General features: G+C 33.4%; 20 protein-coding genes and 1 tRNA gene. 8 read left to right on the plus strand and 13 right to left on the minus strand.

All coding sequences use genetic code 11. The features are described from left to right. Window positions 1–3: 3 nt before the first annotated feature. The 4 genes from porM (at window position 4) to ABEB31_RS07075 (ending at window position 4918) form a co-directional block, all read left to right on the plus strand. A complete protein-coding gene (gene porM, locus ABEB31_RS07060; protein WP_347050641.1) occupies window positions 4–1545 on the plus strand; it encodes a type IX secretion system motor protein PorM/GldM in 1542 nt (513 codons plus the stop codon). A gap of 44 nt (window positions 1546–1589) precedes the next feature. Continuing rightward, window positions 1590–2579, plus strand: coding sequence for a type IX secretion system ring subunit PorN/GldN (gene porN, locus ABEB31_RS07065; protein ID WP_347050642.1), 990 nt, complete (start codon window positions 1590–1592; stop codon window positions 2577–2579). Window positions 2580–2776: 197 nt separating this feature from the next. Continuing rightward, window positions 2777–3766, plus strand: coding sequence for a type IX secretion system ring subunit PorN/GldN (porN, locus tag ABEB31_RS07070; protein ID WP_347050643.1), 990 nt, complete (start codon window positions 2777–2779; stop codon window positions 3764–3766). A 78-nt stretch (window positions 3767–3844) separates the two neighbouring features. Continuing rightward, a complete protein-coding gene (locus ABEB31_RS07075) occupies window positions 3845–4918 on the plus strand; it encodes an NAD(P)/FAD-dependent oxidoreductase (protein WP_347050644.1) in 1074 nt (357 codons plus the stop codon). Here the strand turns inward: ABEB31_RS07075 and ABEB31_RS07080 are convergent. Next, entirely contained in the window at window positions 4899–5282 is a 384-nt protein-coding gene (locus tag ABEB31_RS07080) for a DUF983 domain-containing protein (protein WP_347050645.1), read from the minus strand. The two genes, ABEB31_RS07075 and ABEB31_RS07080, sit on opposite strands and share 20 nt — an antisense overlap. Window positions 5283–5346: 64 nt before the next feature. On the opposite strand from ABEB31_RS07080, the gene ABEB31_RS07085 reads away from it, so the two are divergent. Then, entirely contained in the window at window positions 5347–7260 is a 1914-nt protein-coding gene (locus ABEB31_RS07085) for an ABC-F family ATP-binding cassette domain-containing protein (RefSeq protein ID WP_347050646.1), read from the plus strand. Window positions 7261–7320: 60 nt separating this feature from the next. On the opposite strand, the gene ABEB31_RS07090 is transcribed toward ABEB31_RS07085, so the two are convergent. Beyond that, the gene (locus ABEB31_RS07090; RefSeq protein ID WP_347050647.1) at window positions 7321–8283 is read right to left on the minus strand and encodes an App1 family protein phosphatidate phosphatase; all 963 of its coding nucleotides are present in this window, start codon (window positions 8281–8283) and stop codon (window positions 7321–7323) included. A gap of 61 nt (window positions 8284–8344) precedes the next feature. Here ABEB31_RS07090 and ABEB31_RS07095 point away from each other — a divergent pair, with 61 nt between their 5' ends. Then, window positions 8345–9214, plus strand: a complete 870-nt coding sequence (locus ABEB31_RS07095) for a diacylglycerol/lipid kinase family protein (protein WP_347050648.1) — start codon at window positions 8345–8347, stop codon at window positions 9212–9214. Between the two features lie 7 nt (window positions 9215–9221). On the opposite strand, the gene ABEB31_RS07100 is transcribed toward ABEB31_RS07095, so the two are convergent. Continuing rightward, window positions 9222–10367: a GNAT family protein gene (locus ABEB31_RS07100; protein ID WP_347050649.1), complete on the minus strand. Its 1146-nt coding sequence runs from the start codon at window positions 10365–10367 to the stop codon at window positions 9222–9224. Between the two features lie 118 nt (window positions 10368–10485). Next, entirely contained in the window at window positions 10486–10974 is a 489-nt protein-coding gene (locus ABEB31_RS07105; RefSeq protein ID WP_347050650.1) for a DUF1761 domain-containing protein, read from the minus strand. 276 nt (window positions 10975–11250) lie between these two features. Here ABEB31_RS07105 and ABEB31_RS07110 point away from each other — a divergent pair, with 276 nt between their 5' ends. Then, complete coding sequence (locus tag ABEB31_RS07110) at window positions 11251–11556, plus strand: hypothetical protein (protein WP_347050651.1); 306 nt, start codon at window positions 11251–11253, stop codon at window positions 11554–11556. 94 nt (window positions 11557–11650) lie between these two features. Here ABEB31_RS07110 and ABEB31_RS07115 read toward each other — a convergent pair whose 3' ends face one another. The 7 genes from ABEB31_RS07115 to ABEB31_RS07145 form a co-directional block, all read right to left on the minus strand. After that, window positions 11651–12061 (minus strand): lipocalin family protein, encoded by a 411-nt coding sequence (locus tag ABEB31_RS07115; RefSeq protein WP_347050652.1) that lies wholly within the window; start codon window positions 12059–12061, stop codon window positions 11651–11653. Between the two features lie 184 nt (window positions 12062–12245). Continuing rightward, window positions 12246–12743 (minus strand): hypothetical protein, encoded by a 498-nt coding sequence (locus ABEB31_RS07120; protein ID WP_347050653.1) that lies wholly within the window; start codon window positions 12741–12743, stop codon window positions 12246–12248. Window positions 12744–12803: 60 nt separating this feature from the next. After that, window positions 12804–13670 carry a chromate resistance protein ChrB domain-containing protein gene (locus tag ABEB31_RS07125; RefSeq protein WP_347050654.1) on the minus strand — a complete coding sequence of 289 codons (867 nt, stop codon included), beginning with the start codon at window positions 13668–13670 and terminating at the stop codon, window positions 12804–12806. Between the two features lie 138 nt (window positions 13671–13808). Then, window positions 13809–13881, minus strand: a tRNA-Met gene (locus ABEB31_RS07130). A gap of 91 nt (window positions 13882–13972) precedes the next feature. Then, on the minus strand, window positions 13973–14497 hold the full coding sequence (locus tag ABEB31_RS07135) for a DUF4269 domain-containing protein (protein ID WP_347050655.1): 525 nt from the start codon (window positions 14495–14497) through the stop codon (window positions 13973–13975). Then, window positions 14490–16022 (minus strand): glycosyltransferase family 39 protein, encoded by a 1533-nt coding sequence (locus tag ABEB31_RS07140; protein ID WP_347050656.1) that lies wholly within the window; start codon window positions 16020–16022, stop codon window positions 14490–14492. Before ABEB31_RS07140 ends, ABEB31_RS07135 begins: the two co-directional genes overlap by 8 nt. Before the next feature lie 141 nt (window positions 16023–16163). Then, complete coding sequence (locus ABEB31_RS07145; RefSeq protein WP_347050657.1) at window positions 16164–16709, minus strand: DUF4494 domain-containing protein; 546 nt, start codon at window positions 16707–16709, stop codon at window positions 16164–16166. Window positions 16710–17131: 422 nt separating this feature from the next. On the opposite strand from ABEB31_RS07145, the gene ABEB31_RS07150 reads away from it, so the two are divergent. Then, window positions 17132–17374, plus strand: coding sequence for a hypothetical protein (locus tag ABEB31_RS07150; RefSeq protein ID WP_347050658.1), 243 nt, complete (start codon window positions 17132–17134; stop codon window positions 17372–17374). A 26-nt stretch (window positions 17375–17400) separates the two neighbouring features. Here ABEB31_RS07150 and ABEB31_RS07155 read toward each other — a convergent pair whose 3' ends face one another. Beyond that, window positions 17401–18327, minus strand: coding sequence for a hypothetical protein (locus tag ABEB31_RS07155; RefSeq protein WP_347050659.1), 927 nt, complete (start codon window positions 18325–18327; stop codon window positions 17401–17403). Between the two features lie 89 nt (window positions 18328–18416). Next, on the minus strand, window positions 18417–18956 hold the full coding sequence (locus ABEB31_RS07160) for a helix-turn-helix domain-containing protein (RefSeq protein ID WP_347050660.1): 540 nt from the start codon (window positions 18954–18956) through the stop codon (window positions 18417–18419). Window positions 18957–19013 lie beyond the last annotated feature (57 nt).

Below are 19013 nucleotides of genomic sequence, written 5' to 3' on the forward strand. Positions count from 1 at the left end.
AAAATGGCAGGAGGAAAATTAACCCCTAGACAGAAGATGATTAACCTGATGTACCTGGTTTTCATCGCAATGTTAGCAATGAACGTATCAAAAGAAGTAATTTCTGCTTTTGGTCTGATGAACGAAAAATTTGAAGGTGCAAATACTAGTTCTGCAGAAACAAACGCTTCATTACTACAATCTTTAGATCAGAAGGCTGCTGAAGCAAAAGGTGAATTCGCCATTGCTGCAGTTACTTCTCACAAAGTTGAAACAATAACAAAAGATTTTTATGATTATATAGCTACTCTAAAAGCTCAGGCTGTAAAAGGTTTCGAAGTAGAAAAAGAAACTGGTAAATTGCCATACGAATCTATGGATAGAGGAGATAATATCGACGACTGGTTTACAGGAGACGGTTACACTAAAAAAGGTAACGAAATTATCGCCAAAATCGAAAAATACAAAGCTGATATTAAAGCGGCTTTAGGAACAGATAAAAAATACGCTGGAATTATTTCTGAAGTTGAGAAAAAATTTGATGTTTCTGATGTGAAAAACAAAGAAGGTATCAAAGAAAAATATTTAGCTTACCACTTTAAAGGATTCCCTGCAATTGCATCTGCTGCTAAACTTTCAGCTTGGCAAAATGACGTTAAGAAAGTTGAAGCTGACGTTTATAACAGTGCTTTAGGAAAAGCTGCGGTTGCTGCTGCTTCTTACAGTAATTACCAGGCAATTGTAGTTTTAGACAAAAATGCTTATTTCCAGGGAGAAAAAGTTACAGGTAAAGTTGTTTTAGGTCGTTATGACGAAAACACAAAACCAACATCATTCCAAGGTCCTGGACAAATTGTAAACGGACAAGCTGTTATCTCTTTAACTGCTGGAGGAGTTGGAGAACAAGATATCAACGGACAATTTACATTCTTAGAAGATGGTAAAAATATTCCTTTGAAATTCGCTGGAAAATATGTTGTAGTTCCAAGACCAAATTCTGCTACAATTTCTGCAGATAAGATGAATGTTGTATATAGAGGTGTTGTTAACCCAATTTCTGTGTCTTTTGCAGGTGTTGATGCTAATAAAATCGTTGCAAGTGCTCCAGGTTTGGCTTCTGCCGGAAAGCCAGGAAAATATAACATGAGCCCTGGTCAGGGAACTGAAGCTACTATCTCTGTAACTGGTACATTACCAAACGGTGATAAAGTAACAGATAAGAAAACATTCAGAATTAAAGGTATTCCTGGTCCAACAGGAACAATTAGAGGAGAAATGGGTGTTGTAAAAGGGCCTAAATCTAACCTTGAAATTGCTACTATTGGAGCTAAACTTCTAGATTTTGATTTTGAAGTTGGTTTAGATGTTGTTGGGTTCAATATGAAAATCGCTGGACAACCTACAGTTGTAGTTAGTGGAAACAGAATGAATGCACAATGTAAACAAGTACTTTCAAGAGCAGGTAAAGGAGACCAGGTTACTATTTCTGAAATTAAAACTAAACTGGTAGGTGCAGGTAGTTATTTATTACCAAGAACTGCTCCGGTAATTTACGAAATACAATAATAAAGTAGTGAAAACTACATTCAATATCTTATAATGATACCACGATGAAAGTAAGAAATTTTTTAGTAGCCATTGTTTCTATCGCTGGAGGTTTTGCTTCTTATGCGCAGTCTAATTTGCTTAATGCAAAAACACCTGATCAAATTGGACTTAAAACTCCTGCTCAGTTAATATCTGATAATGATAAGCCTTTGACTTATGGTTATGTTGATGATAGAGATATCCTGATGGGGAAAACTACTTGGGAAATTATTGATTTAAATGAAAAAATCAATTTTCCATTGTATTTCCCGGTAGATACAGCTAATATTGGTGCTAACAGACGTTCTCTTTATGATGTTCTGACTAAAGCTATTAAAGGTGGAAAAATAACTGAAGTATATACTGATAGTTATTTTAATACTAAAAAGTCTATGAAAGATATCGAAGGATCATTATCTCGTATTGATACAACAGATGCTGGTAGAGAGTTAATCAACCAATACCCTGATGACTACAAATCACGTGTTGTGAAGAAAAAAGTAGTTACTGGTAAAGGTAAAAACAAAAGTGTTTCTTACGTAGAAGAAACAGTTGGGCCAACAAGATCGGTTCCTGCTGAATATATTTTGAAACAAGATTTAACTGCTGCAGATGTTACACAGTATAAAATTAAAGGTTACTGGTATTTTGACAAACGCCAAAGTGAATTGAAATATCGTTTACTTGGAATTTGCCCTGTAACTCCGGACGTTTATACAATGAATAGTGATGAAAAGGATTATATTGAATTGTTTTGGGTTTTCTTCCCAAATGCAAGAGAAGCACTGCACGAAGCAAAAGCTTTTAATGACAACAATTCAGCTCTTCCGATTTCATTTGACCAGATTTTAAACTCAAGACGTTTTAATGCTGTTGTTTACAAAGAAGAAAATCTTTACGGAGATAGAGCAATTAGCGACTACATGAAAGACAATGCGCAAAACCAGTTGTTAGAGTCTGAGAGAGTGAAAGAGAAAATTCGCAACTTCGAACAAGATATGTGGAACTACTAAATAGTTGATACATAGTTAAATATTTGAAAAACTCTTATTACATTTGTAGTAAGAGTTTTTTTTATGCCTTGTAATTAAGATTAGAAATTCTGCATATTTATGTTGGTTACTTAATTTTGACCAAATTTAATCATGTAAGAAAAGTCAAACAATATTTGTAATAAAATTTCGTTTAATCTCTTGTAAAAGTTATAATGATGAAAGTAAGAAATTTTTTAATTGCTATTGTTACTGTTGCGGGATGTTTAATGTCTAATGCACAGTCAAATTTACTTAATGCCAAAACTGCCGATCAGATTGGTATTAAGACGCCTGCTCAAATGATCTCTGATAATGATAAGCCTCTGGCTTATGGATATGTGGATGATAGAGATATCCTGATGGGAAAAACGGTTTGGGAAATAATCGATTTGAACGAAAAAATAAATTTCCCTTTGTATTTTCCTGTAGATACTGCTAACATAGGTCCCGACAGACGTTCGCTTTATGATGTGCTAACTAAAGGCATCAGAGAAGGTAAAATAACAGAAGTTTATGCGGATAGTTATTTCAATACTAAAAAATCCTTAAAAGACATTCAGGGTGCACTGTCACGTGTCGATACTACAGATGCCGGTAGAGAACTTATTAATCAGTATCCGGATGATTACAGAACACGTGTTGTCAAGAAAAAAGTAGTTACCGGTAAAGGTAAAAATAAAAGCGTGTCTTATGTCGAAGAGACAGTTGGGCCAACCAGAACGGTTCCTGCAGAATATATTTTAAAGCAGGATCTTACAGCTGCCGATGTCAGTCAGTACAAAATAAAAGGTTTCTGGTATTTTGATAAACGCGAAAGTCAGTTAAAGTACAGACTGCTTGGAATTTGCCCGGTAACTCCGGATGTTTATACCATGAACAGCGACGAAAAAGATTATATAGAGTTGTTCTGGGTATTCTACCCCGATGCCCGCGAAGTTTTACATAAGGCAAAAGCTTTTAACGATAAGAATTCAGCACTTCCAATTGCGTTCGATCAGGTATTGAATTCAAGAAGATTCAATTCGGTTATTTACAGGGAAGAAAATATGTATGGCGACCGTGATATTAAAGATTACATGAAAGATAATGCTCAAAATCAGTTGTTAGAAGCAGAAAGAGTAAAAGAGAAGATTCGAAATTTTGAAGAAGATATGTGGAACTACTAAGTTAGCACATAACCTAATATCAAAAAACTCTTACTACCTTTGTAGTAACAGTTTCTCTATTTATTTATACACTTCAAAATGCTTGATTATTTAATCGTCGGATCCGGATTGGCTGGAATTTCTTTTGCCGAAGTTGCACTCAAAAACAATAAAACTATTTTAGTTATAGATGATCAGTCACAAAACTCTACGCGAGTTGCCGGTGGCTTGTATAATCCTGTAATTTTAAAACGTTTTAGCGAAGTTTGGGACGCTCAGAATCAACTAGCTTTGATGAATGATTTTTACCATCAGGTAGAAGGGAAGCTGAAAGAGAAGTTCAACTATAAAATGCCTGTTTTGAGAAAGTTTTTTTCAATCGAAGAGCAAAATAACTGGTTTTCGGCTTCAGATAAAATTAATCTCGCCCCTTTTTTATCCACAAAATTAATTACTCAAAAGTTTACAAGTATCGATTCTCCATATGATTATGGAGAGGTTTTGCATACAGGTTATGTTAATACCGCTTTATTACAAGACTCTTATAAGGACTATCTAATTCAAAATCAATTGTTTTTAGAAGAGTCATTTGATTATAGTTATATTAAATTTTTAGATTCAGGAGTTCAATATAAAGATATTAAGGCGCAGCATATTATTTTTGCCGAAGGATTTGGAATGCATAAAAACCCATTCTTTAATTATCTCCCGCTAGATGGGACTAAGGGGGAGCTTTTCATCATTAAGGCACCCGATTTAAACTTGGATGTAATCGTAAATACCAGTGTCTTTATTTTACCGCTTGGTGACGATTTATTTAAAGTAGGAGCAACTTACAGCTGGCATGATAAAACTGCAGAACCTACAGAGGAAGGTAAACTGGAGCTCCTTGATAAAATTAAAGAGATTATAACTTGTGATTTTGAAATTATAAAGCACTTTGGAGGAGTTCGCCCTACTGTAGCAGACAGGAGGCCATTACTGGGTACGCATGAAGAACGAAAATCTATACATATTCTAAACGGATTAGGAACCCGCGGTGTCCTGCTCGGACCTGCAATGGCAAAATCACTATTTGATCATATTGAAAAAGGAATCCCTTTAGACAAGGAAGCAGATATTATGAGATTTCACAGAAGATATCTCAAAAGTCTTATTTCCGACCGGCGTTAGGATCATAGGAAACAAACATATTAATATATAAGTTTCTGGAAAGCCGAAGAACAAATGGAAATAAAAGTACTAAAGTTATAATAATAGAAATAAAAGACTGCTCGATATTGGCTTTAAAGAAGACAAAAGACACAATAAAAGCAGCAATTCCCACAGCAACATTTAGTCCATAACTTACATACATGGCACCATAAAAAAACGATGGTTCAATTTGATATTTGAATCCGCAGTGACTGCAATGATCGTTCATTTTTAGAACTTTACTCAAATGAAGCGGATTTTTGTCTTCATACATGCTTTCTTTTTGGCATTTTGGACAACTTCCTGTTAAAATGCTATTTAGTTTGGATCCTTTTTTTAACATTTGCAAAAATTTTATCAAAGGTACATTTTTGTGCCTTTATTTCTTGTAACAACAGTCACAAATTATGCTTAATATACACAATCTTTCGGTTTCTTTTGGAGGAACATATTTATTTGAAGAAGTTACTTTTCGGTTAGGAGCCGGAGACCGCGTAGGTCTTGTTGGTAAAAACGGAGCAGGTAAGTCTACAATGTTAAAAATGTTGGCTGGAGATTTTAAACCAGATTCTGGTGTAATCTCTCAGGAGAAAGATATAAAAATGGGATTCCTTCGTCAGGATATTGATTTTGAACAGGGAAGAACAGTTTTGGAAGAAGCCTTTGAAGCTTTTACCGAAATTAAAATTGTAGAGAAAAAGCTGGAAGAAATCAATCATCAACTGGTTACGAGAACCGATTATGAAAGTGAAGAATACGGACAGATTATTGAAGATTTATCGGACTATACACATCGTTTTGATCTTTTAGGAGGATATAACTATGTGGGTGATACCGAGAAAATTCTTTTAGGTTTAGGTTTCAAAAGAGAAGTTTTTAATAACCAGACCGAAACTTTTTCGGGAGGTTGGAGAATGCGTATAGAACTGGCAAAACTTTTATTGCAATCCAATGATGTCTTGCTTCTGGATGAGCCAACGAATCACCTTGATATCGAGAGTATTATCTGGTTAGAAAGTTTTCTTCGTAATTACCCCGGAGTAGTTGTAATTGTATCGCACGATAAAATGTTCCTGGATAATGTAACCAACCGAACAATAGAAATTTCTTTGGGAAAAGCGTACGATTTTAATAAACCTTATTCTCAATATCTGGAATTGCGTCACGAGATTCGCGAAAAGCAATTGGCGACTCAAAAGAATCAGGCGAAAAAGATTGAAGAAACAGAGAAATTAATCGAGAAATTCCGTGCAAAAGCTTCAAAAGCTTCTATGGCGCAATCGTTGATTAAAAAACTGGATAAGGTAGAGAGAATTGAAGTTGATGAAGATGATAATTCGGTAATGAATATCTCTTTTCCAGTCTCCAAAGAGCCAGGAAAAGTGGTGATAGAGGCAGAACATGTTACAAAAGCGTACGGAGACAAGACGATTCTGAAAGATATTAATTTACTTGTTGAAAGAGGCAGTAAAATTGCTTTTGTTGGACAAAACGGTCAGGGAAAATCAACTTTTATTAAAGCTTTGGTAAACGAATTTGAATACGAAGGCAATATCAAACTAGGACATAATGTACAATTAGGATATTTTGCTCAGAACCAGGCCGAATATTTAGATGGAGAAATTACTTTGCTGCAAACAATGGAAGATGCTGCAACAGATACTAACCGTTCTAAAGTCCGCGATATGCTGGGATCGTTTTTATTTCGCGGAGACGATGTAGAGAAAAAAGTAAAAGTACTTTCAGGAGGAGAACGTAACCGTTTGGCACTTTGTAAACTATTGTTACAGCCAATCAATGTTTTGCTGATGGATGAGCCTACAAACCATTTGGATATTAAATCTAAAAATGTGTTAAAAGCTGCACTTCAAAAATTTGGCGGTACATTACTTTTAGTTTCTCACGACAGGGATTTTCTTCAGGGAATGTCGAATATTGTTTACGAATTTAAAGATCAGAAAATTAAAGAATATTTAGGAGATATCAACTTTTTCTTAGAACAGCGCAACCTTGAAAACATGCGTGAAGTCGAAAAAAGAGATGTTGTAAAAGCAACTGCTTCAAAAGAAAATAACAAAACTTCGTACGAAGACCAGAAAAAAGGTAAGTCGCTTCAAAACCGACTAAGTAAAGTTGAAAGTCAGATTAAACAATTAGAGAAAGACATCCAGTACGACGATAAAATGCTGGCTTCGAATTACGATAAACACATCGAAGACGCCTCTTTTTTTACAGCATATAACAAAAAGAAAGCAGATCTGGATCAATTGCTTTTAGATTGGGAAATCGTTCAGGAGGAGATTGATAACCTTAACGCCTAGATAATTTTGTTCAGGTTTCAGGTTCCAAGTTTTTGCACGTAATCTGAAACCTGCAACCAATTATTTAATAATTCCAATTGCTCTTGAATGTTGCGTAGCTTCACTGCTGTCTTTAAAATAACAAACCGCAACATTAAGACTTTTTAAGTTCTCCATTATTTTCTGCACTTCTCTTTTTGGAGATTTTCCGGTTTGCCGTATATAAACTGCAATTACAGTTACGGGAAATATTTTGCAGATCTTTTCATATAAAACCGGATCATGTTGTGAATCATCTCCCATTAAAACATATTTTAAAGTAGGATAGAATTCGACAACATGTTTTATCTTTTCAAATTTGTGATCGTGGCTTCCTCTGCCGCTCATTAAAAAATCAGTAAGTCCGCGTTTGATATCCTTTAATAAAAAAACGGCTTTCGGCAGTTCATGTATGCGGGTAAACTTAGCAATAAACCGATACAGATTCCACTCGCTGCTGGAAACAAAGAAAAACGCATTTGCTTCTTGTGTATTATTGCGTCCTGCAGCACTCAATGCCTGATAATGAGCAACTACATCCTTAAAAACTTTTCGGTCGTTGACATTTCTAAACAGTAAAATGTAAATTTTCAGAAATAAATTATTGGTATGAGATATTAGAAAAGTATCATCAATGTCTGAGATAATACCCAGTTTTCCTTTATGAGGTCTTATAAAACTGCCCTTGCATTTTACGGTTTGGTCTCCATATTTGGATCGCACTTCGTAGGGCATCCATCCAAATTGGGTTTCTTTTTCTAAGGGTATACAAAATTTAAAATAACCATCGTCTAAGGTTTTGGTGTGAATTACGGTATCATTGTAATGAAGATAGACATCAAAATTTTTAATGGTTTTTATTCGGAATAATTTCAGAATTGATGTGGCATTTTTTAACTTCTTTTTTTCAAAATCATAATTGTGTTCTCTTCTTAAAACGTGCCCCATCACAATTAATTCTTGCTCATTTGCATAACCTCGATATAATTGTAAAATTGGTTTCATTAATTGCGTATATTTATGTAACTGTAAATTACTTAAATTAATTGGTTTTAAAAATAAAATTGTGAAAAAGAATATCCTGTTTGTTGTAAATCCCATTTCGGGAGATCTGGACAAATCTGACTTAATAAAATCTGTAGAAGAGTTTTCTACAACACATCATTTTGATCTTCGGGTGTATGAAACTACCGGAAAAAATGATATCAAAGAAATACAAGCTGCATACGATGAATATAAGCCCGAACGAATTGTCGTTGCAGGTGGTGACGGTACCATAAAAATGGTGGCAGAAGCTATGGAGGATCATGACATTGTAATAGGTATAATTCCGGCGGGATCGGCCAACGGACTCTCTGTGGATTTAGATCTTCCCGAAGGGATTGAAGAAAATTTAAAAATCGCCTTTATGAATCATTATATCGAAATGGATATGATTTGTATCAACGGTAAAAAAAGTATTCATTTAAGTGATCTTGGACTAAATGCGAATCTGGTAAAAAACTATGAACAAAGCGATGTAAGAGGCTTTTGGGGTTATGCGCTTCAGGCTTTTACAACATTAAAAGAGGCAGAAGAACCTTTTGTAGCGACTATTAAAGCTAATAATAAAACCATTAAGCATGTTGCAAGAATGATTGTAATTGCCAATTCGAAAAAATACGGAACAGGCGTCATTATTAATCCTAATGGAACAATGAATGACGGGAAGTTTGAATTGGTGATTTTAAAAAGCCTCGATATACTTTTAATCGGAAAAATCATTACTGGAAACATGCCAATCGATTCCGACGATATTGTGATTGTTTCAACAGATAAAGCCACGATAGAGACAGATTATCCGGTTAATTTTCAGATTGACGGAGAATATTGCGGAGCAGAAAAATCCCTGGAGATTCATATTTTGCATAAACAAATGAAACTGGCTGTGCCATAATCGCTTTCTATTTAAAAGGATTACGTTCCTGCCATTCTGTTTTTGGCTCCAGATAGTTGAAAAATTTTGAAATGTTATGGTTTATTAAAGCATTACTATGCGTTATTAAACCATACATTTTTACCGGTTTGGCGCCGACAGAACTTTTAATTTCAAGTGCCGTTCTCGCAAACACAATTTCTTTAAAACCTTTTTTGATGGAGTAGGCAATCATGTCGTACAACATGTTTAAATACAGCATTTTTTCGCGTTGCACACTTTCATCATAACCCAGAAAATAAGTGTCCATTATTTCTCCGTTTTTTATTAAAGTATTAAAACCGATTAATTTATCTTCCAGAAAATAGCCATATAGCAGAAAGTTCTCTCCCATTATTTCCTTGAAAAAGCTAAAATGATTTCGAGCCAGAAAAAACGTATTGAAAGGAGCATTTTTTGCTACATGAAAATATAACTCGTAAATCACATCTTCATATTGTTTAATGTCTGAAAGAGACATTTTTTGCTTGACAATTCCCTCTGATTTTTTACGTGCACGTTTATACTGATCCCGATATTTTTTGGATAATGCATCGATATAATCCTGCTCTGTTTTCCAGTCTTCCCTGATTTCAAAAATCATATTCGGCTGGGTCGAAAAAGTATAATTGTTTTTGAATTCGGACTGAAGAGGTTTGATTTCTTTGGATGTAAAATCCTTAATGCTTGTGATGTGAACTTTCTTTCCGCTTTCTTTTAAATCTTTTTTCAGCTGATTGATTGCTTTATGAAGGGTTTTTATAGCTTTTGATTCTGTAGCAGCGGAATCAAAAATAAAAGCATTTTGTCCCGTGAGCATATTGTTTCCCACAAATAGCACATGAGAAGCAAAGTTCTTAAAAGCAAAATTGCGGACAGAAGTTTTAATGCATTTATCACGCTCTCCAAATGATTCCAGTTTTTCGGCAAATAAAAACTGAGTTAATACAATTCCAATTAGTTTGGATTCATCAAAAAGACCAATAAAATGGCAGGTCATGTTTACCGGACAAGAATTTTCCAGTACTTCGAGATATTCCCGTGTCAAAAAAATGTTGTTTGCTGCCAGTGAGTTCCATTCTGACGGCAGTACCGAAGTGCTTTTGTAAATCTGGAAAGAATAAGTTGTATTCAAGAGAGTGAGCTAATTTCTTCAAAATTAGATAATAATTATAATAACAAAAGGTCTTTAAGTTATTATTAAGAAAACCCGTTTGAGCTTTGATTCTGAAACGGGTTTTATGATTTTTTATTTAGGCAAATGCGCAGATGATTCCGCCCATAAGAGTTAGTGTAAGCATCCAGTATCCGCTGTGGACAAAGATATATTTCCATGATTTTCTTTCAAATAATCCGTTAATTCCAATAATCGGAAAAGCAAAAAATAATCCGGACAGGAATCCGTGGAGCGCTCCATGTTTAAAAGTTCGGTAAGCCATTCCGTAATCGGCCATAAAAGCAGCAAATGACGGTTTTGCATCTGCAAGCATTGGAGGTCCGCCAACCATGCCAACCGCACCCGACTGATGAATAGTTAATGACATTAAAGTCACTGTAATCATTAAAGAAAAAAGATAAGTAAATCCGAAGATCTTTATCATATTTCCTTTTCTCAAGTCTTCCTGAGTGAGGTTGTTTTCTCTCATCCAGATCGTTCCGAATACTTTTGGATTGTACCAAATAAAACCGGTTACCAAAGTGACAACTGCGGCCAGAAGTAATGCAACAAAGTTAATTTCCATAATGTGAGGTTTTTAGAATTAGTTGCTTCAAAAGTAAATAAAAAATGATTAGAATTTTAAGATTATAAAATGAATACAATCTTATAAAATGAATAATTTTCAGTTGGTTTTATGTCATAACAATTTGGTTTTGAAAAATAAAGATTTTCAAAAAATAACATTTAATTTAGAATAGTATTTTTTATGTTTGTCTAAAATTTTATAACTTTATTATACTATACCGGGAACCAAAGCCGATTTGTCGGCAATACTACTAATCACTTAATAAACAGAATTATGACACTACAATATAAAGGTGAACAATATGGAAAGTCGACCACTTTTACATTAAGAATTATTGGTAACAACTTATCAAAAAGCAGTTCAAATTACCAGATTGATCTTTTGGTTGGCGACAAAAAAGTACCAACTTTTACAACTGAAATTCATCAGAGTCTTTCTAATTGCTTAAAAGAAATCTACTTGTTCAGAAAATATAACGGAATTAAATTTGACGAATCATCTGAGAAAATCGTTTCGCTTTATGTTCCTTATGATAAAGTGTTGTTTAACCATAATAGATATGCTTTATTCAGAGCATAATTTCTACAAACTTAAGAACAAAAAAAGACTATTTTATTTCAAAATGGTCTTTTTTTTTATCCTTATTTTAAAATCAATTGAGTAGTAATCCGGTTTAATTTATTCTTTTGAATTTCTGCGAATAACCTTCATTCGATTTAAAGTTTAAAATCAAATATTCATTTTTCAATTCAAAAGATATTACATCTATATTTATATTTTGGCAATTTGTAGTAATTGTGTTTTTACTGAGATCATAACTTCCGGAACTTATTAATTCTTCTGAATATGGGTCGCACAAAGAACTGTTGGTAGTAATAATACCGCCTCTTTTAAATTCTAATGTTTTGTTGCTTTCTATCGGTCTAAAAGTACCCTTTCCATCTCCCGGATCAGCATTCACTTCAATTAATTTCCATGTTCCAATAAACTCTGATTCTGAATCTAGTTTTAAGTTTTCCTTCTCGTCATTGCTGCAAGAAAATAAAAGTACAATGCTCATTAAAAGTAAAATATTCTTTTTCATAATTACGGTTTTAGTTATACTAAACAGATAATGATTTGTAAGAAAGGTTGCGTCAATTAATTTTAAATAATTAAAAGGAGCTGTTGTTTTTATCAAAATTTAAAAAATGAAATAATATAATCATTATTTGTCATCAGGTAATAAAGAAAATATGCGGATTAAATTTGTTGCTTCGCTTATCTTTTTAAAAGGCAATTCCAAATTGCAAACCCACTGTAAAAGCGCTGGGGTGATCATTGCCAAAGCGTACTGGAAGTGGCACAGCAATATAATAGCTACTATTCGCATTCTTCATAATAGTCTTGTTGAAAACAGGAGTAATACCGTATCTGCCGGCGGTTTCAAAAGCTATTCTGCCTGCAAAGGTATAGCCGTTGCCCAAAGCGACAAGTACTCCGGGATGAAAGGTAATATTAGTTACTTTATCCGTACCCTGATCATTCTTTATATTGGGAACTATTTCAAAAGAAAATCCGATTTTATCACTTTTCCAGATGTTAATACCTGTCGGAAAGCCAACAGCATAATAATCTCGGAAGTTTACTAAAGTTTCATCCTTACTTATAGTAACTAATGGATGCATTATCCCAAAATAGCCCGTAACCTTCGGATAAGTAGTTTGTGAAAAAGCAGTTAGATTTAAAAGTAATACTGCGAAAAAAGAGGTGAATTTTAAAGACATTGTATTTTGTTTTAATAATAAAAACAAATCTACAAGCATCAAATTGCTCAAAATAGAATCTTATTTACCTTTTGTATCTGGTTTACTTTTTTGAATTTTTCTTCTATAGGATGACGGATTTTTTCCGGTGTGAAGTTTAAAAATTCTGGTAAAATGACTTTGGTCTGAGAAACCTGTCATATAAGCTATTTCGGTTAGTGAGTAGGAGGAATTTGAAATAAGGTTTATCGCCTTTTCAATTCGAAGTTTTCTAACATAATCGCCAAAATTCAGATCTTCAAAATACTTAGAAAATTCTCTCGAAAGATAAGAAGGATTTAAATCGAGTTCGCTGGAAATTTTCTTTAGATCAAAAGCGAATTGAGTATCGATTTGATCCTGAATTATTTCCTTTAAATCTTTGACCCAGGAAGGCGTTTTGTTTGAAGATTTTTTCTCGTTTAAAAACCGGATGTAAACTTCATGCAATAAATTTTCAAAAGGACTATTTTGTAAATGATTCTGCTTATATAAATGCTTCGCCCAGCTATATAAAGCATCATAAATAATGATTCCCTGCTCTAGCAATTTATAATCATCCTGGATGTTGTAAGAAAGACCTGCGGAGATTGCCCAGAGTCCCGCAGATTCTTTTGCTATATCGTGTCTGTCTGTATCTGCACCCCGCACAATGCCCGCGATGATTGCAATAGCCGGATCATCGATTTCATATTTTTTTACAAAGTAATCAAAAGTGCTCAATTCATTATAATGAGTAAACTCGACATTTGGTATGTCAAAAGGTATAGCGCTTAATTCTTTTGCTTTTTCTAAAACACTATCATATGACACATAAATAAATTCAGCTTCATGATCAATAAATTTTCTAATGAGCCACGGACATGCGATACGATCAATTTTTGGTCTGTCTCTGGTAATCCATTTCATCTGCTATGATGTCTAAATTATTTTCCTCAAATCTACATTATTTATAGGAGTCTGAAAAAATCGATTATTAGAATTTCGAAATGAATTAAATATTTGCAAAAAAAAAACACCACTTTGTTTAAAGTGATGTTTTACTTGTAGCGGGAACAGGACTCGAACCTGTGACCTTCGGGTTATGAGCCCGACGAGCTGCCTACTGCTCTATCCCGCGATGTTTCGGGTGCAAAGATACACACTAAATACGGTTATGCAAATAATTTGGGTACTTTATTTACTATAATTTTTTAAAACGTCAGGTTTTGTTACGGTTTGAAATCTAATAACTCCTTGTAAACATTTCCATTTAAGCCCAGTAACAAACCAAATGCCGGTTCTGTTTTTATACCTTTTTCTTTTAATTTAATGATTTCTAACCTGAAGTTTTCATCTCTTGACCGTAGAATCTGGTCTTCGATGATCATGTGTTTGTAACCATTTTGAAGTTCTGTTGGAATATTTTGGCCGAAAATCTCTATTTCAAAGTCAGCAATTATAAAATTGGAGACCACAGATTCCTGACCTTCAATTACAATTTCACGAATAGTAAAATTGCTTTCCTTTTCAAAAAGACGCTTAATTTTTTCAATAAAATCAAATTTATTTTTCCAATAGCAAACCACATCTAAATCGCTGTTTTTAATGTCAATATTAATTGGAATTGTGCCCACCAGAATTGGGTTATATTCAGCAAGATTTTCTAAGATTTTATATTTCGTCAAAACCTCAAAAGCCAATTGTTGTTTTTGGTTTCCATTTTTCAAATACGAGATATTCTTAAAATCAATCATTTTTAATGTAATTTTTTTCTGCTGTAATTTCTTTTTCTAATCTTTTATTGATATTAATTTTGGCCTTCGTGAAAACGAAAATGGTGGTGCCATATTCTCTGGCATATTTAGTTGTGACCTGACCTCTAATAAAGGCTGATTCAAAATAAGGACTGGTTTCTTTAAGTTCTTCGTTGTTTTTATCATATGCCTTGATGCGAATTAGGTTTTTATAAGTAACATTCAGATCAAACCAATTTAGATAATCGGCATTGAAAGAAACTGCTTTTATACCTTTTTTTGTATAATAATTAATAGCACCAGCTTGTCCGTAATTGTCACAAAGAACAAGTGTATTTTCTGATTTCGGAAATAAAGTATAAATCGAATCTGTTTTTTGTGCCAGTTCTTTCCAGCCCAGCATATCGGCAAAATCCTGCGGCAGATGATGGTCTTTTCCATCTTCCCAGCGTAACATACCCATTTTTCTATATTTTTCTGAGTGCGCAACCATATATTCCGGACTTTTATTTGGAAAAGCAAGATTGTACATCGGAATGAAAAGCAATAATGGAAGCAAAATAAAAACGGGTTTTATAAATCTCTTCCAGCCTTGGTTTAAAATCTCCGAAACATATACAGACCCAAAACCAATAAACACAGGATATAAACCGATAACATAATAAGCTTTTGCCTTGAAGTAGATAAAAATTAAAAACGTAAAAATAAAAGTACCGAAGAAAAGTGTATATTCTTTAAATGGTTTATAAAATAATAAAGCATAAAGACCAGACAAAATAACAAGTAATGATCCAATAAAAAAGAGAATCTGTTCCTTTAAAAATCCAGTGAGATCGACATTGACAAGCTGCGTTTTCGACAATTCTTTCATGTGATGCACAATTGGAAAATGATTGTTATACTGCCACAAGAGATTAGGAAGGATGAGAATTAGACCTAAAACCAAGGCAAAATAAACTTCTTTGCGGGCGAGTATTTTACGCTTAGTAGAAAATAAAATTGCAGGAATTAGTCCGAGCAATAAAAATAGAATATTGTATTTATTCAGAAAGCCGAAAGCAAAAATAATAGCTCCCAAATAAAGCCACTTTGTTTTTGCCGAACCGAGATATTGAATGATGATATAATAAAATGCCGTCCAGCATAAAATGTCGAGAGAATTGGGCTGATAAAGCATATTGATCCGCAAGAGGCAGGAAAATAAAATTCCGGTTGCACCCAAAATCAACGCGTAAAGATTTCCTTTTAAAATTTCAATAGTTTTCCAGACAAATAATAAGGTGAGCGCACCGAAAAGGGCAGGAAAGAACCTAATCCAAAAAACGGAATTGCCGAGCAGCATTATAATATACGAAATCCAGGAAGTAACCGGCGGTACAGACAAATAGCCCCAGGCAAGATGCCCGGCCTGATCTAAATGCAGATATTCGTCCCGATGTAAATCGTATTGGGGACTAATTAAAATATATTGCAGAATAAATTTCAGAATTATAAATCCGAAGAGAATTAGGTTGTTTTTGGTCATTGGTTTTGTTTTGGTCTGGAAATTATAATATAGCGCTAATATATTATTAATTTACATTATACTTATACAGCTGAATTGTACTAAAATAAAAAAAGCTCCAGAACATTCTGAAGCTTAGTGTTTTTGTAGGTTTAGAAAAATTTATTCTTCCAAAGCCGTTTCAAATTCCATGTGATCGATAATTTCTTCCACTTTTTCAGGTTTGGAAGCTTTTAGAGTATTGAATCTCTCCAACATTTCTGTTTCACCTTCTTCACCGCTGAAATAAGGAAAAACATCCATAATTGGCGTTTCCGTAATAGCCGGAATCGAATATTCGCCCATCGTATTTTTCATGATATGAATGGTATTGTCATAAGCTTCACGCACGTCATTTGCCTGCACAAGCATATACATACTCGTTTTTCTTTCCTTTCCACTTTCTTCATCGTAAGCGATCAGGGTAATTTTAGATTTAAACCATCTGTCTGCATTTTCAAACGGGTGAATTTCAGCATAATTGGCCACTTTGATAGCGGTAATTTTAAATTCTTCGCTAATGTAAGCCGCCATTTCTTCATTAATTCTTTTCTCGGCTTCTGTGTAAGACAAAGCGTCAACCAAATACGGCTCGGTTAAAACTTTTTGTCCTCCGGTTTCATCTGTTTTTCTATATTTTACTTTGCATTCGTACCAAACTACGCTCATCTCTTTTTAAATTTTAAGGATGTCAAAGATAAATTTTACTCAAAAATAAATAGTTAAATCCTGAAATAGATATTCACAATTTTTAATTGATTGAGGTAACCTTTTGATGTTCTGAAAGTTGCATTTTTATAAATTTAATTTCCTTAATAATCGAATTCATTCATTTTTGTATTTTCTTAAATCTATAGTGTTTTTTTTAGATTTTAATGTTTAAGTGACTAATAATCAATTATGTACATTTATTTTTTAAAGTTCTTTAAAAAATAATTCATGATCCACAATCCAAATGGTCAAATTGATCGTAAGTGTCAGTAACGATGGTCGGGAATGAGGTAAATTCAAAATTGATATGTAGTTTTTGGAGCCAACTGAATCTTACCGCATTTCTGGCTATTGTTTTTTTTGAATTTTAAAAAATTAAAGTGGGAAAATTAAATCTTCAAAAGTTGCAAGAGACTTTAAATTATCTTGAAAGCAAACAACGCGAATTAAAAAAATCTGGTCATAATGATACGCGAAGTCTGGAATCCATGATTAAATACCTGAAAAAAGACATGTTGGAACATTATGATTTATCCAGTTACCATCATTTGATTAAATATGAAATAAAAGACACCGAAACTTTTATTGAAAACGTCAAAAGCATTATTGATTTTCATTCTTAAAAACGCTCTTATTGCATATATTTACTTTATTCTAACCTGAATTTCTCGTTTTTACAATCCAGAATTAGTTTGTGATTTAAGAAAAGCTTATTTCCAATCATTCCCTGCATTCCGGAACGTTTCATCAGGAATTTTTGCAAATCTGATGTTCCTTCGATATAAGTAACTTCAGAAAGATCCATTATTAAGGTATTAAATTTTATTTTCTTTTTCGCTGCAGCGGAATAAACACTCAATACATTGCCCCATGAATTTCCTTTTTCAATTTTTACCTTACTGTTTTTTGTTCGGTATTGCTGCCAGATTTCTTTTGTGGTAATTAATTCGTAACCGCTGGCGCCGGAGTCGTAAAGTAACTTTAAGTTCTTATTTTCCAGATTTGCCGGGATTAAGATTTTACGTTTTTTAAATTCAAAATCCGAAAAACTTTTTTCATTCATAGTTTCTGTGAACGAACAAAGGTTGTTTTTAAAGTCTAAAACTGTAATTCTTTTTTCTAATAAATCTGTTCCGATTGTTCCGATTATACGTACTGCATCCGGATTTTTTAAATCGATTTTCTTTCCATAATTGAGTACTTCAAAAGTAGTAGAAGCCACATTCATATTCCCGACTTTAAAAGCGGTTGAAAATTGATTTTTTTCACTTTGATTCCGAAATTTTTCAGAAATAGATTCCAGTGAATTTTTATAAAAGACCGTTATGGGAGATCCCGAATCAAGCTGCATGTAAAAAGTTTGGTCTAATCCGCTAATTTTTACGGGTAAAAGCAAAGCAAAATACGGATTTTCATTTTCAGAAATCCACTTTACAGGAATGTTCTCTGCCGTTCCCGAAACATTCAGATAATTATCGGGCGGTGTAAATTTCTGTTGAAAATAAATATATCCTCCCAGAGAAGATAAAACGAAAACAGTTAAAATAACAAGTGTAATTTTCTTAAATAATTTCATGGGTTAGTTTTTTCTGCAAGATTCGGGTTTCGTTTCCAATTTTCTGGCAAAAATAATACGACAGTTTTACGACACTTTTATGTCTGTTTTTATAAGATATTGGTTTTCAGCTTTATAGCTAATTCTTGTTTTTTGTTTAAACTAATCCCGTTTACAATTACAATGAGTAATTTTAAGCTGAGAATTGTAATTAATGGAAAAATAAAGAGCGGAACTTTTACTGAAAAGATCTTTTGAACAAAAGGACAAATTATCATTATAACAGAAAGTAAGAGACTCAAAATAATCTGAACACTTACAATTTGTTTTCCTATTTCTTTGTTGAGGTGATCTTTGGTTTTATAGGTCAATAGGAGAGGCAGAATGATGCTGCCAAAGGGAACTATTAATCCGGACAACGCAGAGAGATTAATTAATTTTGCTCTTTCAATTTCCGGATTTTCATTCGTGAAAATGAGATTTTCAGAATCAGTTTCTAAAGTTTTCGCAATTGTTTTCAGGGTATGACCTTTAAGAATATTTCCTGCCTCAATTCTCTGGATAGTTCGTAATGAAAGACCGGATTTTTCTGCAAGTTCATTTTGAGTCATATTTTTTTCTTCCCGCAATAATTTGACTTTATTTTTCATGGATTTTAGTTCTGGTGCGCAGACGAAAATAGGAAAAACTTTTGAACCAATTGATAA

Origin of the sequence: Flavobacterium olei (genome assembly GCF_039749035.1) — a bacterium.
Lineage (GTDB): Bacteria > Bacteroidota > Bacteroidia > Flavobacteriales > Flavobacteriaceae > Flavobacterium > Flavobacterium olei.

Coding starts and splice junctions, on each gene's coding strand:
- porM (WP_347050641.1), top strand. CDS start 4: ATGGCAGGAGGAAAATTAACCCCTAGACAGAAGATGATTAACCTGATG.
- porN (WP_347050642.1), top strand. CDS start 1,590: ATGAAAGTAAGAAATTTTTTAGTAGCCATTGTTTCTATCGCTGGAGGT.
- porN (WP_347050643.1), top strand. CDS start 2,777: ATGAAAGTAAGAAATTTTTTAATTGCTATTGTTACTGTTGCGGGATGT.
- ABEB31_RS07075 (WP_347050644.1), top strand. CDS start 3,845: ATGCTTGATTATTTAATCGTCGGATCCGGATTGGCTGGAATTTCTTTT.
- ABEB31_RS07080 (WP_347050645.1), bottom strand. CDS start 5,282: ATGTTAAAAAAAGGATCCAAACTAAATAGCATTTTAACAGGAAGTTGT.
- ABEB31_RS07085 (WP_347050646.1), top strand. CDS start 5,347: ATGCTTAATATACACAATCTTTCGGTTTCTTTTGGAGGAACATATTTA.
- ABEB31_RS07090 (WP_347050647.1), bottom strand. CDS start 8,283: ATGAAACCAATTTTACAATTATATCGAGGTTATGCAAATGAGCAAGAA.
- ABEB31_RS07105 (WP_347050650.1), bottom strand. CDS start 10,974: ATGGAAATTAACTTTGTTGCATTACTTCTGGCCGCAGTTGTCACTTTG.
- ABEB31_RS07110 (WP_347050651.1), top strand. CDS start 11,251: ATGACACTACAATATAAAGGTGAACAATATGGAAAGTCGACCACTTTT.
- ABEB31_RS07115 (WP_347050652.1), bottom strand. CDS start 12,061: ATGAAAAAGAATATTTTACTTTTAATGAGCATTGTACTTTTATTTTCT.
- ABEB31_RS07120 (WP_347050653.1), bottom strand. CDS start 12,743: ATGTCTTTAAAATTCACCTCTTTTTTCGCAGTATTACTTTTAAATCTA.
- ABEB31_RS07125 (WP_347050654.1), bottom strand. CDS start 13,670: ATGAAATGGATTACCAGAGACAGACCAAAAATTGATCGTATCGCATGT.
- ABEB31_RS07135 (WP_347050655.1), bottom strand. CDS start 14,497: ATGATTGATTTTAAGAATATCTCGTATTTGAAAAATGGAAACCAAAAA.
- ABEB31_RS07140 (WP_347050656.1), bottom strand. CDS start 16,022: ATGACCAAAAACAACCTAATTCTCTTCGGATTTATAATTCTGAAATTT.
- ABEB31_RS07145 (WP_347050657.1), bottom strand. CDS start 16,709: ATGAGCGTAGTTTGGTACGAATGCAAAGTAAAATATAGAAAAACAGAT.
- ABEB31_RS07155 (WP_347050659.1), bottom strand. CDS start 18,327: ATGAAATTATTTAAGAAAATTACACTTGTTATTTTAACTGTTTTCGTT.
- ABEB31_RS07160 (WP_347050660.1), bottom strand. CDS start 18,956: ATGAAAAATAAAGTCAAATTATTGCGGGAAGAAAAAAATATGACTCAA.